This is a genomic window from Asanoa sp. NPDC049475, from assembly GCF_040676915.1.
Classification (GTDB): domain Bacteria; phylum Actinomycetota; class Actinomycetes; order Mycobacteriales; family Micromonosporaceae; genus Asanoa.
On the sequence record NZ_JBFAPY010000004.1, the window covers coordinates 322,445 to 337,472 of the forward strand.

Consider the following 15,028-nt stretch of genomic DNA (forward strand, 5'->3'; position numbering starts at 1 on the left):
CTCATGGCACAGAACCGTTACGTCGGCCAGCGCCCGGTCAGCCGCTTGACGCCCGTCGCGCCGCCGCGGTCGACGGCGGCCTTGACCAGCGCGAAGATCGCCCCTTGGAGCGCCGCGGCCGCGAGCACCTCGCCCCAGCCGCGATCCTCGTCGGTCGCGTTGGGCGCGTCGTCGTCGCCCGAGACGCGCTTCCAGACCTGCTTGAACACCAGCCCGGCCAGGCCGCCCGCCGCGATGCCGAGCAACACACCGACCGGCTTGTACGCCACTTTGCCCACGATGCCCATCGCCTTTCTCCTCGGGGGGTCGAGGGGATTGTGGGTCGGCAATGCCCGGGACGCGGGAGCGGCAAACTCCGGGTGTGAGAGCCAGGACACTTCGATAACTCGCCGTTGTCGCTGGTCGTGACGGAATCGCGTCATACCGTGGAGGTCGGGCCACCCATAAGAGTGATTTTTCCGGTCATTTCGGCCGAGGAAGCCATATGACGTCACAAACTGCTACGGCACAGCGGTACGACGCGGACCGCGAGTTCGAGCACAAGCACCGCTGGACCATCCTGGTGATCGTTTCGATCGCGCAGCTCATGGTCGTACTCGACGCCACGATCGTCAATATCGCCCTCCCCGCCGCGCAGGACGCGCTGGGGTTCGCCGACAGTGACCGGCAGTGGGTGGTGACCGCGTACGCGCTGGCGTTCGGTTCGCTCCTGCTGCTCGGCGGCAAGCTCGGCGACCTGTTCGGGCGAAAACGCATGTTCATCATCGGTCTCATCGGTTTCGCGGTCGCGTCCGCGGCGGGCGGAGCGTCGACCGACTTCATGGTCCTGGTGATCTCGCGGGCCGCCCAGGGCGCGTTCGGCGCGCTGCTCGCACCGGCGGCGCTGTCCACGATCGCCAACTCGTTCTCGTCACCCGCGGAACGAGGGAGGGCCTTCGGCGTGTACGGAGCGGTGGCCGGCGGCGGCGGCGCGGTGGGCCTGCTGCTGGGTGGCGTCCTGACCGAGTACGCCTCCTGGCGCTGGTGCTTCTTCGTCAACCTGGTCTTCGCCGGCATCGCCTGGATCGGCGGCCAGTACTACCTGCGCAACGAGACGTCGGCGACCAAACCGAAGATCGACTGGCTGGGCACGGCCTCCGCGGTGGTGGGCCTGTTCCTGCTGGTCTACGGCTTCTCCCGAGCGGCCTCCGACGGCTGGGGCGACATCTTCACGATCATCAGCCTGGTCGTGTCCGCCCTCCTGCTGCTGGCGTTCGTGCAGATCGAGCGGCAGGTGGGGCAGCCGTTGCTCCCCTTGCGGATCGTGAAGGACCGCAGCCGCGGCGGCGCGTACCTGTCGGTGGGTCTCGCCGCGATCGCGATCTTCGGGGTCTTCCTGTTCCTGACGTTCTACCTGCAGCTCACCAAGGGCTACAGCCCGGTGCTGACGGGCGTCGCCTTCCTGCCGATGATCGCCTTCGTGCTGCTGGGCTCGACGCTGGCCAACGTGAAGCTGATGCCGATCCTGGGCGCACGCGTGCTGATCACGCTCGGCATGGTCCTGTCCGCGATCGGCATGACCTACCTGTACTTCATCGACTCGACGTCGAACTACTGGGTGCACATCCTGCCGTCGCTGCCGGTCCTGGGCTTCGGCTTCGGCCTGATCTTCGCGCCGGCCATCAACACGGCCACGGAGCGGGTCAACCGCGAGGACGCGGGCGTGGCGTCGGCCCTGGTCAACACCACGCAACAGGTCGGCGGATCCATCGGCACCGCCCTGCTGAGCACGATCGCGGCCAGCGTGACCAGCTCGTACGCGGCGACACACGTCGGAGCGGCCGCCGCGGCGGAGGCGCCGGTCGCGGGCTACAAGATCGCGTTCCTGGTGTCGGCGGGCATCTTCGCGGCCGGTGCGGTGCTGATCTTCTTCCTGATCCAGGCCCACGCCCCGCAGCCGTCGGGAGCTCCACCGACCGACGACGGAAGCACCGCCGGCGCGGAGCCGGAAACGGCCGGCCCGACCGCCCAAGCGTCATCGCAGGCGGCCGCCGCACCGGCCGGCCGGGACGCCGACCCCGCACCGGGCACCGCTTGACGCGCGCGCGTAGCGCCGACAGGAGTCATTTCGTCACATACACGAGTCCGGTTCCGCAATTCCCGAAAGAAGATCGCGCAGACATGCGGCGCGACGCATGCGATCGACCCGATCGGGTACGGCGAAACGATGCTCGACCCTGGGACGCTCGTCAACGATCGCTATCGCCTCGACGCCACCATCGCCGCCGGCGGCATGGGGCAGGTGTGGCGGGCGACCGACACCGTCCTCGGCCGCACGGTCGCGGTCAAGCTCCTGCGCCACCTCACCGACGACACGGCGCGGGTGCGGTTCCGCAACGAGGCCCGGGCCATGGCGGCGCTGCGGGACCCGGGCGTCGCGGGTGTCTACGACTACGGCGAGACCGCGCTCCCGGACGGCACGCCGGTCGCGTTCATCGTCATGGCCTGCGTCGAGGGTCAGCCCCTGTCGCGGCGCATCGCCGAGGCCGGCCGGCTGGAGGCGGCGGAGACCGCGTCGGTCGTCGCCCAGGCGGCCCGCGCCCTCCAGGCCGTGCACGACGCCGGCGTCGTGCATCGGGACGTGAAGCCGGGCAACCTGATCGTCGAGCCCGACGGCACCGTCGTCCTCATCGACTTCGGTGTCGCGGTCACCGCCGACGCCGCGGCCCAGACCAGGGCGGACGAGGTGGTCGGCACCGCGCTCTACATGGCGCCCGAGCAGGTCACCAAGGGTGAGCTGACCGCGGCCACCGACGTGTACGCCCTGGGCGCCGTCGCGTACCACTGCCTGGCCGGCCGGCCGCCGTTCACGGGCGACAACGCCGTCACCGTCGCGCTGAGCCACCTCCAGGACGAGCCGGACCCGCTGCCGGAGGACGTGCCCGAGAGCCTGTGCCGCGTCGTCACGACCGCGATGGCCAAGGACCCCGCGCTGCGGTACCCCACCGCGGCCGCCCTGGCCGACGCCGTCGAGAGCGGCCGGACCGAGGCGTCGACGACGGTCCTCGCGGCGCGCGCCCCGCTGCCGGCGGCACCGGTGACGGTCGTCGACGAGCCACCGCCGCCGGTCCGCCGGCGCCGCCGCACCGTGGGCGCGCTGATCGTCGGCGCGGTCGCGCTGCTGGTCGTGTTCGCGGTCGCCGACCCGACCGGCATCATCCCGCTGCCGGGTGAGCCGCCCCGGGTGCCGGCCGCGACGCGGGACGCGCCGGCCTCGGCCGACCCGGATCAGCCTCGCCAGGGCGACGACACGAGCGCTGACCCGCCGCGATCCCCCGGATCCGTGGTCGCGACACCGGCCGGCGACACCGCGCCGGAAGGCGGCGACGACGGAGGCGCGCCCGCGGACGGCGGCGACCCGGGCGGCGAACCGGAGCCCACTCCCACCGCCGAGCCGTCCGCGCCGAGCGAGTCGTCGCCACCTCCGGCGTCCGACGACGAGACCGCCTCCGCCGATCCCGATCCCGATCCCACCGCCCCGGCCGACGACGAACCGGAGGAACCGGCGCTGCCGGCCAGCGCCGCGGCCGCCGCCTGAGGTCTCGTCCTGGTCACTATCCCGGAGATCGACGTGTAGTCGTCCATCGATATGGGCACACTGGGCGGATGGCGGAAGGACGGGTGCTCAACGGCCGTTATCGCCTCCTGGAGCGCCTTGGCGACGGCGGCACGTCCGTGGTGTGGCGGGCACACGACGAGGTGCTCGGCCGCACCGTCGCGGTCAAGGTGCTCTCCGGCGGGCCGTCGATCGACGACCAGGCCAGAGAGCGGATCCGCGACGAGGCGCGGATGGCCGCGGCCCTCTCCCACCCGCACATCGCCCAGGTCTACGACTTCGGCGAGACGGACGACGACCAGCGCGCTCCGTACGTGGTGATGGAGCTGGTCGCGGGCAGGTCGTTGGACGAGCACCGCGCGGCCGGGGCCCTGCCGCCGGACGAGGCGTTCCGGCTGTGCGCGCAGGTGGCGGCCGCGCTCGCCGCGGCTCACGAGGCCGGCCTGGTCCACCGCGACATCAAGCCGGCCAACGTCATGGTGACCCCCGTCGGCGCCAAGGTCGTCGACTTCGGCATCGCCGCCTTCGTCCGGCCGGGCGGACCGGCCGAGCCGGCCAGCGAGCTGTACGGCACACCGGCCTACCTGGCTCCCGAACGGATCACCCACGACGCCGTCGAGCCCGCCTCGGACGTGTTCTCCCTCGGCGTCATGCTCTACAAGCTGCTCGCCGGCCGCCTGCCGTGGCCACCGAGGACGAACACCGGCCTCATGACGGACCGCGTGTTCACCGCCCCGGCCCCGCTGCCGCCGCTCGAGGGCGTCCCGCCCGCCGTGCGTGAGCTGTGCCACGACTGCCTGGCCAAGGACCCGGCCGCGCGACCGACGGCCGCGATGGTCGCCGCGACCCTGGCACGGGCCGCGGGCCTGCGTACGGTCCATGACGATCTCCCGGTCCCGGCGGGCGCTCTGGCGCCACCGCCCTCGTCGCCCGTGCCGGCGGCGCGGCGGGCGCGCCGGCGGGCCAAGACCTCGGCCGCCGTCGCCGCCGTGCTCCTGGCGTCCGGCTCGTGGTGGTTGCTGGGCCCCGACGGCTCCGCCCTCCCGCCGGTCAGCGGCGCGCTCCCGTCGCCGACCTCCTCCCCGCCCGGCCAGGATCGGTTGGGCGCGGCGCGGACCGTCGCCCCGGCCACCGCCGGCCCCGAGCGGCTGGAGCCGACCGGCCGGCCGATCGGCCGCGCCGGCCCGGACGGCACGGCGCCCCCGGTCACCGGCGGACCGCTCGTCCCGCCGCCACCGGTGACCGTCGCGCCGCCGCCGAGCCCCCCGCCGGCCGAGCCGCCGCACTGGGGTCCCCAGCAACGGCTGTCGTCCGAGGGCGGCAGCACGAACGCGGCCTGCTCGAGCGCCGGACAGGTCCGGTTGTCCTCCTGGGTCGCCAGCAAGGGATACCTGCTGGACCAGGTCGACCCCGGACCCGCGACGACCGCCTCCGTCTCGTTCAGGCGCGGCAAGCAGGTCGTCACGATGAGGGTGACCTGCCAGGACGGCACCGCCTCCGCCGCGATCACGCGCGGCTAGGCCGCCAGGAGCGCCGGCAAGGCGAAGTCGGCGAAGACGGACGGGTCCTGGAAGACCACGTTGCGGGAGATCTGGCCGGCCGGGGTCACCGTCAGGATCTGGAGCGTGTGCAGGGCGAATCCGGCATCCGTCCGGACGTACGCCGCGAAGGCCGGTTGGGTGTTCGCCTCCAGGCGGACCACCCGCCAGAACTCGCCGCGCATCGCGAACACCCGGCGCAGGAACGCCGCGTAGTCGTCGCGGCCCCGGTACCACAGCGGGACCGGCGGCATCTCCAGCACCGCGTCGGCGGTCAGCAGTCGCACCAGGCCGTCGACGTCGGCGATCTCGAAGGCTCGCGCGTAGCGGTCCACCGTGTCCCGCGTGACCCGGTCGGTCGGCTCCTCGACGCCGGTCTCCCCCACCTCCGCCAGCGCGGCCCGCGCCCGTTGCAACGCGCTGTTGACCGCCGCCACCGAGGTGTCCAGCAGGGAGGCCACCTCGGCCGCCGGGAACTCCAGGACCTCGCGCAGGAGCAGCACCGCGCGTTGCTTCGGCGGGAGCACCTGGAGCGCCGCGATCAGGGCCAGGCGCAGGCTGCCGCGCTGGACGACCGTGGCGGCCGGGTCGTCGCCGGCGGCGGCCAGCCGGGCGTCCGGAAACGGCTGTAGCCACGGGATCTCGAACGCCGGCGTCAGCGGCGCGTCCGGGTCGTCGCTGGGCGGCCCGCCGAGCCCGGACGGCAACGGCCGCCGAGCCCGGCCGGCCAGCGCGGTCAGGCACGCGTTGGTGGCGATGCGGTAGAGCCAGGTGCGCGCCGAGGCGCGCCCGGGGTCGTAGCCGTCCCGGGCGCGCCAGGCGCGCAGCATGGTCTCCTGCACCACGTCCTCGGCGTCGTCGACCGACCCGAGCATCCGGTAGCAGTGCGCGAGCAGTTCGGCCCGATGAGCTTCGAACGTCACGCGGCCGCCGGGGTGTTCGAGTAGGCGGCCACCGCCCAGCCCTCGCCCGGCGCGCGGGTCAGGACCCAGGTCGCGGTCCGTTCCTGCGCCGGGGTGAGCGCGCTCTGGCCGGACAGCAGGATGCCGGCCCGGCTGACCACCACCGCGCTGTCGCCGAGGACCCGGATGTCGAGCGGCTCGTCGATCGGGGTCGAGTCCCGCAGCGGGCCGGCCCAGGCGGCGGCCATCGACTCGCGTACGGCGTCGCGGCCCTGCCGGAACACGCCGGGCATGACGACCGTCGCGTCCGGGCGGTAGAGCGCGGCGAACGCCTCGGCGTCGCCCCACGCCGCGTACACCCGGTCCAGCAGCTCGCGAATCTCTGCGTGCATCATCTCGATCTTCCTCCTCGAAGTGCGGTCGAGGTATGTACCGCGCCGGCCGGCGAAACTCATCGGTTAGATCGCCGCGGGTTGGTAACCCGGGACACATGACCGACAACGACCGGGTGGAGCGACTGCTGGACCGGTACGGCGAGACCTACGCGCACCAGGCCGGCATCCGCCTCGCCGACCGGCCGCAGCCGCTCTACCAGCTGCTGGTGCTGACGAAGCTGCTCAGCGCCCGGATCTCCGCGAACGTGGCGGTGGCCGGCGCCCGTGAGCTGTTCAAGGCCGGCCTGACCTCGCCGAAGGCGATGCTGGCAGCCGACGAGCACACCCTGTGGCACACCCTGGCCAGGGCGCACTACATCCGCTACGGCGGCCCCGCCATCAGGGCACTGGCCAGCGGTGCCCAGCTGGTCAACGACCGGTGGGGCGGCGACCTGCGACGCATGCACAAGGCGGCCCAGGGCGACCGGGCGAGGCTGCGGGCCTCGCTCACCGAGTTCCCGGGCATCGGCCCGACCGGCGCCGACATCTACCTGCGCGAGGTGCAGGCGGTGTGGCCGGACGTCCGCCCGTACCTGGACGAGCGGGTCACCGCCGCCGCGAAGGCGGTGCGTCTGCCGGCCAGCCCGGCCAGGCTGGCCGGACTGGTGCCGCCCGACCGCCTGCCGGAGCTCGCCGCCGCCGTCCTGCGCGGCTCCCGCGACAAGGCCCTCACGGCCGCCTGACCGGGCGCCGCGTCAATCAGGAAGTCGACGGCCGCGACCAGGCCTAGTCGCGGCGACGCCGGAAGAGGACCGCGCCGATCGCGATGCCGGCGACGACGGCCAGCGCGTACGGCAGGACGCGCCGGGCCGCGGTGTCGAGGCCGGTGACCGCGAGCAGGTCGACGGGCTCCACCTCGGTCTCGGTGAACGACACCTCGCGCTCCTCCGTGAACGCCCGCTGCTCCTCGGAGTCCAGCTGGCCCGGGAACGCGCGCTCCGCCGGCGTCGTGCCGTGGAAGGCCTCCGCGTGGCCGGCCACCCGGCCGTTCGGAGGCCCACCGTCAGCGACCGCGCCGCCGGACGCCGCCGAGCCGGCCGGCGGGTTGGCCGCCGCCGCGCCGCCGGCGGCGGCACCGGACGCCGCCGCGCCGGCCGCGGTGGCGGTGCGGCCCGCGGCCACCGTCGCTCCCCCGGCCAGCTTGCCCTGCAGGCAGTCGGTGAACTGGCCGAGCAGGCGACCGCTCACGTCGGCGATCATGCCCCGGCCGAACTGGGCGATCCGCCCGGTCACCGCGAGGTCGGTCAGCACGTGCACGTCGGTCGACGACGGGTCGGCCGACGGCGTCAGCGTCGCGCGGACGGTGGCCTTGGCGGTGCCGCCGCCCCGGGAGTCGCGCCCCGCGGCCTCGACCACCACCGTGCGGCTGGCCGCGTCGCGCTCGACGAACCGGCCCTTGCCGGCGAACGTCATCGAGACCGGGCCGAGCTTCACCTTGACCGTGCCGTCGAAGTTGTCACCGTCCTGGCCGGTCAACGCCGCACCGGGCATGCACGGCACGACCGTGTCGAGGTCGAGCAGGACCTCCCAGGCGCGCTCGACGGGTGCCGCGACGGTGAACTCGTGTTCCAGCTCCATTGCAGGGTCTCCCAGTCAGCGTCGGTCGAGGTTCTCGTGGATGCTGCCGTCCAGAGTGGACAGCTTCTGCCCGCCACCGCCCCAGCGGTCGGCGATGATCTCCGCGGTGATGCTCACCGCGGTCTCCTCCGGCGTGCGCGCGCCCAGCGCCAGCCCGATCGGCGAGTGCAGCTTCTTGAGCTGGGCCTCCGGCACCCCGGCGGCGAGCAGGCCGGTGACCCGGTCGTCGTGGGTCCGCCTGGAGCCCATCGCGCCCACATAGGCGAACTCGTGCTCCAGGGCGAGCTGGAGCACCGGCAGGTCGAACTTGGGGTCGTGGGTGAGCACGCAGACCACGGTGCGCCCGTCGACCCGCCCGGCCTCGAGCTCGGCCGCGAGGTAGCGGTGCGGCCAGTCGACCACGACCTCCACACCCGGGAACCGGCGGTTGGTGGCGAACACCGGACGCGCGTCGCAGACCGTGACCCGGTAGCCGAGGAACGCACCCTGCTTGGCCAGCGCGGACGCGAAGTCGATCGCGCCGAACACCAGCATCCGGGGCGGCGGCGCGTACGACGCGACGAACACCGTCACGTCGTCGCCGAGCCGCTCGCCGTCGGGGCCGTAGCGCAGCGGGCCGGTCAGCCCCGACGCCAGCATCCCGCGCACGTCCTCGGTCAGCGCCTCGTCGAAGTGCGCCGACCCGAGCGAGCCGTCGACCCGGTCCGGCCAGACCAGCACCCGCCGGCCCACCCGGTCGCCGGGGTCGCTGATCACCGTGGCCACCGCGACCGGCGACTCCGCCTCGATCGCCTCGACCACCTCGCCGAGCTGCGGGAAGGACGCGGGGTCGACGCGCTCGACGAAGATGTCGATGATCCCGCCGCAGGTCAGGCCGACGGAGAACGCGTCGTCGTCGCTGACCCCGTAGCGCTGCAGGTGCGGCTCGCCGGTCTCGATCGCGGTCAGGCCGAGCTCGTAGACGGCGGCCTCGACGCACCCGCCCGAGACGCTGCCCACCGCGGTCTGGTCAGGGCCGACGAGCATGGTGGCACCGGGTGGCCGCGGGGCACTCTTCCAGGTGCCAACCACCGTGGCCATCCCCACCGGTCGACCGGCACGCCACCAGCGTGACAGGTCGGCGAGCACGTCTCGCACGATCATCGCCCCCAGGTATCACTATGGTCGGTCCGGTTCCCCGCCGCCAGAGCCGCTAACAGTTCGTCGAGCGCGTCCAGCCGATGCGCGCTCACCACCGCGTCGCAATGCGGCCACGCGGCGGCCATTCCCCCCGTCAGCGGTCGGAACGCCGCACTCTGCGTGCGCGGATTCGCCCAGACCACTCGATATGCCAGGCGCGACAAGCGAATCATCTGGCGTTCCAGTTCAGCGGGTTCACCTGTGTCCCAACCATCGCTCAGGATGAGGACCACCGCACCACGGGCCATACCTCGGGCGCCGTGGTCGTCGATGAAGGTTCGCAACGCCGCGCCGATCCGCGTGCCGCCCGACCAGTCCGGTGCCGCGCGGCCAGCCCGCTCGAGGGCCACTGCCGGAGGCACTCGGTGCAGCACCCGTGTCAGGCGGGTCAGGCGCGTGGCGAAGGTGAAGACCTCGGCCCGCTGGCCTTCGGCCGCGCAATAGACCAGTTGCAGCAGCGCACGCGCGTAGGGCGCCATCGAACCGGAGATGTCGCAAAGCACGACGAGTCGGCGCGGCTTGGTTCTCGGTCGACGACGGCTCAACCGCACCGGGTGGCCGCCGGTCCGCCTCGCGACACGCAGGCTCTCCCGGAGGTCGACAGCGGGTCCGCGCCGTCCGACGACGGTGCGGCGGCTGCGACGCGGCGGTGTGGCCAGGCGGAGCCGCCGCATGGCGACGGCAAGCTCCGCGAGCTCGTCGGGCGAGAGCTTCGCGAAGTCGCGACCACCGAGTCGTTCGGTTCCCGTCGCTATCACGGGATACGGGCTACGTGCCCCGTTGGCCGAAGGAGGGGAACCCGGTGACCGGTCGCCGATGCCCGGCCGTCCGCCATCGGCGCGACCCGGCCGGGGCGGCACGTCCGAGTTGGACGATGTCGAGCCGCCTTCGCCGCCGCGGTTTGGGGCGTCGTCGACCATGCCGCCGAACACCAGGTCGAAGGCGCGGTCGAAGGCGGGCCGATCGGCCGGATCGGCGAGCAACGTGGCGGCGGCACAGTGGTAGAGCGTGCGCGTCGTGGCCGGCCGCACGAGCTGCACCGCGCGCGCGAAGCGCTCGCTGCGGTCCGGGCCGACCGCGACGCCGGAGTCGTGCAGTAGCGCGCCGAACCGGGCGACCACGACGGCGAGGTCCGGCTCAGTCATCGAACAACCCGCTGGCGCGTACCGTGGCCAGGTCCTCGTCGTATTTCACGACGGCAGAGACGGACAGCATGGCGGTCGCCGGGGTCAGCGAGTCGACGCCCAGCACCCGCAGCGCGGTGGCCCAGTCGACCGCCTCGGCCACCCCCGGCGGCTTGTAGAGCTCGAGCCCCCGCAGCCGCTGCACCGCCCCGGCGACCTGGTCGGCGAGCGGGTCGCCGATGCCGGGCACCCGGCGGCGGACGATCGCCGCGACCCGCTCGGCGGCCGGGTAGGAGATCCAGTGATAGAGGCAGCGGCGCTTGAGCGCGTCGTGCAGGTCGCGGGTGCGGTTGGAGGTGAGCACGACGATCGGCGGCAGCAGCGCCCGCCGGGTGCCCAGCTCGGGAATGGTGACCGTGGCCTCGGCGAGCAGCTCCAGCAGGAACGCCTCGAACTCGTCGTCGGCCCGGTCGACCTCGTCGAGGAGCAGCACGGCCGGACGCGGCCCGGGATGCTCCAGCGCGGACAGCAACGGACGGCGCAGCAGGAACTCGGGCGTGAACAGGTCGGCCGAGGCCAGCGTCTCGCCGGAAGCCTCGGCCAGCCGGATCGCGAGGAGCTGCCGCGGGTAGTTCCACTCGTACAGCGCCTCCGAGACGGTCAGTCCCTCGTAGCACTGCAGCCGCACCAGCGGGGTGTCCAGTGCGGTCGCGAGCGCCTTGGCGGCCTCGGTCTTGCCGACGCCGGGCTCACCCTCGAGCAGGATCGGCGCCGGCATCCGGGTGGCCAGGAACATGGCCGTGGCCAGGGGCTCGTCCGCCAGGTAGCCGGTGCGGTCGAGCGCGGCCGTCAGTCCACCGACGTCGGCGGGCAGGTCCTGCGTCATCCGCCCCACCGGGCGGGGTCCGCGGCGAACTTCTTGCGGCAGCCGGGCGCGCAGAAGTACCAGGTGCGGCCGCCGTGCTCGTACGACAGCGCACCGGGCTCGACGACGACCTCCATCTCGCAGACCGGGTCGACGGCGATCTCCGGCGGCGTCGGCAGGCCCACGCCGATCTGGAGCAGCGACGGCGGCCGCGGGGCCGGCACCGGTTTCGTGGTGATGCGGGCCGCGACCACCTCGGCCAGGATCGAGATGGCCACGTCGCCCGGCGTGCGGGCGCCGAGGTCGAGCCCGGCCGGTGTCTTGACCCGCCCGGCCGGCACACCCGACTCGGCGAGCACCGCCGCGCCCCGCTTCGGGGAGGCGACCAGCGCGACGTACGGCACCCCGGCGGCGACGGCCTCGGTGAGCACGCCGGTCTCGTCGTGCCCGTGCGAGGCGACCACGACGGCGAGGGCGTCGGTCGGGACCGGCCCGGGAGCCGGCGCCACCCGGACCTCGTAGCCGGCCGCCTCGCCCACCGACCGCAAGGCGCGCGCGATCGGGGTGTCTCCGTAGACCTGCAGCAGCGGCGCCGGCACGACCACCTCCAGGAACACGTCGATGGTGCCACCGGAGAGGCAGGTGTTGTCGGTGACCACGAGACCGGGCAGCTCACGCGGCCCGGTCGCGTCGCCGCCCGGCGTGATCCGCAGCAGCGTCGACTCGCCGACCGCGAGCTGGCGCAGGCTCTGGATCCGCACGGTCGACTCGGCGCAGGAGCCGCCGACGAAGCCCTCGATCGTGCCGTCGCCGTGGATGATCGCCCGGTCGCCCGGCTTCGCGGAGGTGGGCCGCTCGGCGCGGACCACGACCGCGAGGACGAACGGGCTGCGCGCCTGGCGCAGCTCGTTCGCCCTCCGCTCCGTCGTGGACGTCACGGGATCGCGAGGTCCGTCCGGATCGGCCGGCCGTTCATGGCACCCCACACCGCGGCCGGCGTGAGCGGCATGTCGGCGTGCCGCACACCGTAGGGCTTGATGGCGTCCAGCACGGCGTTGACCACCGCGCACGGGGAGCCGACCGTCGCCGACTCACCGACGCCCTTGGCGCCGATCGGGTGGTGCGGCGACGGGGTGACCGTCTCGCCCAGCTCCCACGACGGGCACTCCAGCGAGGTCGGCAGCAGGTAGTCCATGAAGGACGCGCCGAGGTGGTTGCCCTCCTCGTCGAACGCCATCACCTGCATCAGCGCCATGCCCACGCCGTCGGCGAGGCCGCCGTGCACCTGGCCCTCGACGATCATCGGGTTGATCCGCACGCCGCAGTCGTCGACCGCGATGAACCGCCGCACCTTGACCCCGCCGGTGCCCTTGTCGACGTCGACGACGCAGATGTACGCGCCGAACGGGTACGTCAGGTTCGGCGGGTTGTAGACGGTCGTCGCGTCCAGGTGGCCCTCGACGCCTTCCGGCAGCTCCAGGCTGGAGTGCGCGGCCAGGGCGATCTCCTGGATCGTCTTGCCCTGCTCCGGGTCACCCTTGACCTGCCACCGGTTGCCCTCCCACTCGAGGTCGTCGGGCGAGACCTCCAGCATCGCGGAGGCGACGATCCGGGCCTTGTCGCGGATCTTCCGGGCCACCAGCGCGGTGGCGGCGCCGGACACCGGCGTCGACCGGGAGCCGTAGGTGCCGAGGCCGAACGGCGTCTGGTCGGTGTCTCCGTGCACCACCTCGATGTCGGCGGTGGGCAGCCCGAGCTCGTTGCCGACGATCTGGGCGAACGTCGTCTCGTGGCCCTGGCCCTGGGTCTTCACCGAGATCCGCAGCACGGCCTTGCCCGTCGGGTGGATCCGCAGCTCGGCGCCGTCCGCCATGCCGAGGCCGAGGATGTCCATGTGCTTGCGCGGGCCGGCGCCGACCGCCTCGGTGAAGAACGCGACCCCGATGCCCATCAGCTCGCCGCGCTCGCGCTTCTCCGCCTGTTCCTTGCGCAGCTCGTCGTATCCCGCCATGTCCATGGCGAGCTGGAGGGCCTTCGGGTAGTCGCCCGAGTCGTACTCCCAGCCGGTCTTGGTCGTGTAGGGGAACTGCTCGGGCTGGATCAGGTTCTTCATCCGCAGCTCGGCGGGGTCGGCCTTGAGCTCGTACGCGAGCACGTCGACCATCCGCTCGACCAGGTAGACCGCCTCGGTGATGCGGAACGAGCAGGCGTACGCGACACCGCCGGGCGCCTTGTTGGTGTAGACGCCGGTGACCGTGCAGTGCGCGGCCTGCAGGTCGTAGGAACCCGTGAACACGTGGAAGAAGCCGGCCGGGAACTTGGTCGGCTGCGCGGTCGCGTTGAACGCGCCGTGGTCGGCCAGCACCTTGACCCGCAGGCCCAGGATCTTGCCGTCCCTGGTCGCCGCGATCTCGCCCCGCATGTGGTAGTCGCGGGCGAACGCCGTGCTCATCAGGTGCTCGGCGCGGTCCTCGACCCACTTGACCGGCTTGCCCGTGACGATCGAGCCGACGATCGACATCACGTAGCCGGGGTAGATGCCGACCTTGTTGCCGAAGCCGCCGCCGATGTCCGGTGCGATCACCCGGATCTTGTGCTCGGGCAGGCCGGCGACCAGCGCGTACACGGTGCGGTGCGCGTGCGGGGCCTGGCTCGTGGTCCAGAGCGTGAGCTTGCCGGTCACCGGGTCCATGTCGGCGACCGAGCCGCAGGTCTCCAGCGGTGCCGGGTGCACCCGCGGGTAGAGGATGTCCTCTGCGACGACCACCTCGGCGTTGGCGAACACCGCGTCGGTCTCCGCCTGGTCGCCGGACTCCCAGTCGAAGATGTGGTTGTTCGTCTGGCCTTCCTTGTCGTCGCGGATCACCGGCGCGTCCGCGTCCATGGCCTTCTTGGCGTCGGCGACGACGGGCAGCGGCTCGTAGTCGACCTCGATCAACTCGACCGCGTCGCGCGCCGTGTAGTGGTCCTCGGCGATCACGAAGGCCACTTCCTGGCCCTGGTAGCGGACCTTGTCGGTGGCCAGCACCGCCTGCACGTCGTACGACAGCGTGGGCATCCAGGCCAGGCCGAGGCCCTTGAGCGTCTCGCCGGTGATCACCGCCTTGACGCCGGGCAGCGCCTCGGCCGCCGACGTGTCGATCGAGTTGATCTTGGCGTGGGCGTACGGGCTGCGCAGCAGGGCGCCGTGCAGCATGCCGGGCAGCCGCACGTCGTCGACGTAGTTGCCCTTGCCCCGAACCAGCCGGACGTCTTCCTTACGCAGCGTGCGGCCGAAACCGGTGTGCGGCCGCTCCTCCACCGTTGTCATGCCGTCGCCTCCACGGGAGTCTCCGACTCGGTGACCGGGCCGCCCTGCTCCTTCTCGGCCGCCCAGCGGACCGAGCGCACGATGTTCTCGTAGCCGGTGCACCGGCAGAGCTGACCGGAGATGGCCTCGCGGATCTCGGTCTCGGTCGGGTCGGGATTGTCGTCGAGCAGCGCCCGCGCGGTCATCAACATGCCCGGGGTGCAGAACCCGCACTGCAGCCCGTGGCACTCCATGAAGCCTTCCTGCACGGGGTCGAGCTGCCCGCCCTGCTCCAGCCCCTCCACGGTGCGCACGGAGCGGCCGTCGGCCATCGCGGCGAGCACCGTGCACGACTTGACCGGCTTGCCGTCGAGCCAGACGACACACGTGCCGCAGTTGGACGTGTCGCAGCCCCAGTGGGTGCCGCGAAGCCCGGCCTTCTCCCGGATGAAGTGGACGAGCAGGAGGCGCGGCTCGACGTCATGGGTCTCCGGCGTGCCGTTGAGGTTGATCGTTACTTCCAT

At 72.8% G+C, this 15,028-nt stretch carries 14 protein-coding genes; 4 read left to right on the top strand and 10 right to left on the bottom strand.

Annotated elements, in window-relative coordinates:
* Positions 1-17 precede the first annotated feature (17 nt).
* Positions 18-287, bottom strand: coding sequence for a DUF4235 domain-containing protein (locus tag AB0J88_RS17055; RefSeq protein ID WP_364343633.1), 270 nt, complete (start codon positions 285-287; stop codon positions 18-20).
* A 197-nt stretch (positions 288-484) separates the two neighbouring features.
* On the opposite strand from AB0J88_RS17055, the gene AB0J88_RS17060 reads away from it, so the two are divergent.
* The 3 genes from AB0J88_RS17060 to AB0J88_RS17070 all read left to right on the top strand — a co-directional run bounded on the left by AB0J88_RS17060 (position 485) and on the right by AB0J88_RS17070 (position 5,115).
* Positions 485-2,077, top strand: coding sequence for an MFS transporter (locus tag AB0J88_RS17060; RefSeq protein ID WP_364343630.1), 1,593 nt, complete (start codon positions 485-487; stop codon positions 2,075-2,077).
* Between the two features lie 129 nt (positions 2,078-2,206).
* The gene (locus AB0J88_RS17065; RefSeq protein ID WP_364343627.1) at positions 2,207-3,577 is read left to right on the top strand and encodes a protein kinase; all 1,371 of its coding nucleotides are present in this window, start codon (positions 2,207-2,209) and stop codon (positions 3,575-3,577) included.
* A gap of 68 nt (positions 3,578-3,645) precedes the next feature.
* On the top strand, positions 3,646-5,115 hold the full coding sequence (locus tag AB0J88_RS17070) for a serine/threonine-protein kinase (RefSeq protein WP_364343624.1): 1,470 nt from the start codon (positions 3,646-3,648) through the stop codon (positions 5,113-5,115).
* Here AB0J88_RS17070 and AB0J88_RS17075 read toward each other — a convergent pair.
* Together AB0J88_RS17075 and AB0J88_RS17080 are read right to left on the bottom strand one after the other, a co-directional pair.
* Positions 5,112-6,056, bottom strand: a complete 945-nt coding sequence (locus AB0J88_RS17075; RefSeq protein ID WP_364343621.1) for an RNA polymerase subunit sigma-70 — start codon at positions 6,054-6,056, stop codon at positions 5,112-5,114. The two genes, AB0J88_RS17070 and AB0J88_RS17075, sit on opposite strands and share 4 nt — an antisense overlap.
* A complete protein-coding gene (locus AB0J88_RS17080) occupies positions 6,053-6,430 on the bottom strand; it encodes an SgcJ/EcaC family oxidoreductase (RefSeq protein WP_364343618.1) in 378 nt (125 codons plus the stop codon). The genes AB0J88_RS17075 and AB0J88_RS17080 overlap by 4 nt, the downstream gene beginning before the upstream one ends.
* Positions 6,431-6,525: 95 nt before the next feature.
* On the opposite strand from AB0J88_RS17080, the gene AB0J88_RS17085 reads away from it, so the two are divergent.
* Positions 6,526-7,152 carry a hypothetical protein gene (locus tag AB0J88_RS17085; RefSeq protein WP_364343615.1) on the top strand — a complete coding sequence of 209 codons (627 nt, stop codon included), beginning with the start codon at positions 6,526-6,528 and terminating at the stop codon, positions 7,150-7,152.
* A gap of 43 nt (positions 7,153-7,195) precedes the next feature.
* On the opposite strand, the gene AB0J88_RS17090 is transcribed toward AB0J88_RS17085, so the two are convergent.
* The 7 genes from AB0J88_RS17090 to AB0J88_RS17120 are packed head-to-tail and all read right to left on the bottom strand — an operon-like array spanning position 7,196 to position 15,028.
* Positions 7,196-8,047 carry an SRPBCC family protein gene (locus tag AB0J88_RS17090; protein WP_364343612.1) on the bottom strand — a complete coding sequence of 284 codons (852 nt, stop codon included), beginning with the start codon at positions 8,045-8,047 and terminating at the stop codon, positions 7,196-7,198.
* 15 nt (positions 8,048-8,062) lie between these two features.
* A complete protein-coding gene (locus AB0J88_RS17095; protein ID WP_364343609.1) occupies positions 8,063-9,190 on the bottom strand; it encodes an XdhC family protein in 1,128 nt (375 codons plus the stop codon).
* Positions 9,187-10,371, bottom strand: coding sequence for a VWA domain-containing protein (locus tag AB0J88_RS17100; protein ID WP_364343606.1), 1,185 nt, complete (start codon positions 10,369-10,371; stop codon positions 9,187-9,189). Before AB0J88_RS17100 ends, AB0J88_RS17095 begins: the two co-directional genes overlap by 4 nt.
* Entirely contained in the window at positions 10,364-11,236 is an 873-nt protein-coding gene (locus AB0J88_RS17105) for a MoxR family ATPase (protein ID WP_364343603.1), read from the bottom strand. Before AB0J88_RS17105 ends, AB0J88_RS17100 begins: the two co-directional genes overlap by 8 nt.
* Positions 11,233-12,153 (bottom strand): XdhC family protein, encoded by a 921-nt coding sequence (locus AB0J88_RS17110; RefSeq protein ID WP_364343600.1) that lies wholly within the window; start codon positions 12,151-12,153, stop codon positions 11,233-11,235. The genes AB0J88_RS17105 and AB0J88_RS17110 overlap by 4 nt, the downstream gene beginning before the upstream one ends.
* Positions 12,150-14,525, bottom strand: a complete 2,376-nt coding sequence (locus AB0J88_RS17115) for an aerobic carbon-monoxide dehydrogenase large subunit (RefSeq protein ID WP_364343597.1) — start codon at positions 14,523-14,525, stop codon at positions 12,150-12,152. Before AB0J88_RS17115 ends, AB0J88_RS17110 begins: the two co-directional genes overlap by 4 nt.
* Positions 14,522-15,028, bottom strand: coding sequence for a (2Fe-2S)-binding protein (locus AB0J88_RS17120; RefSeq protein WP_364343594.1), 507 nt, complete (start codon positions 15,026-15,028; stop codon positions 14,522-14,524). Before AB0J88_RS17120 ends, AB0J88_RS17115 begins: the two co-directional genes overlap by 4 nt.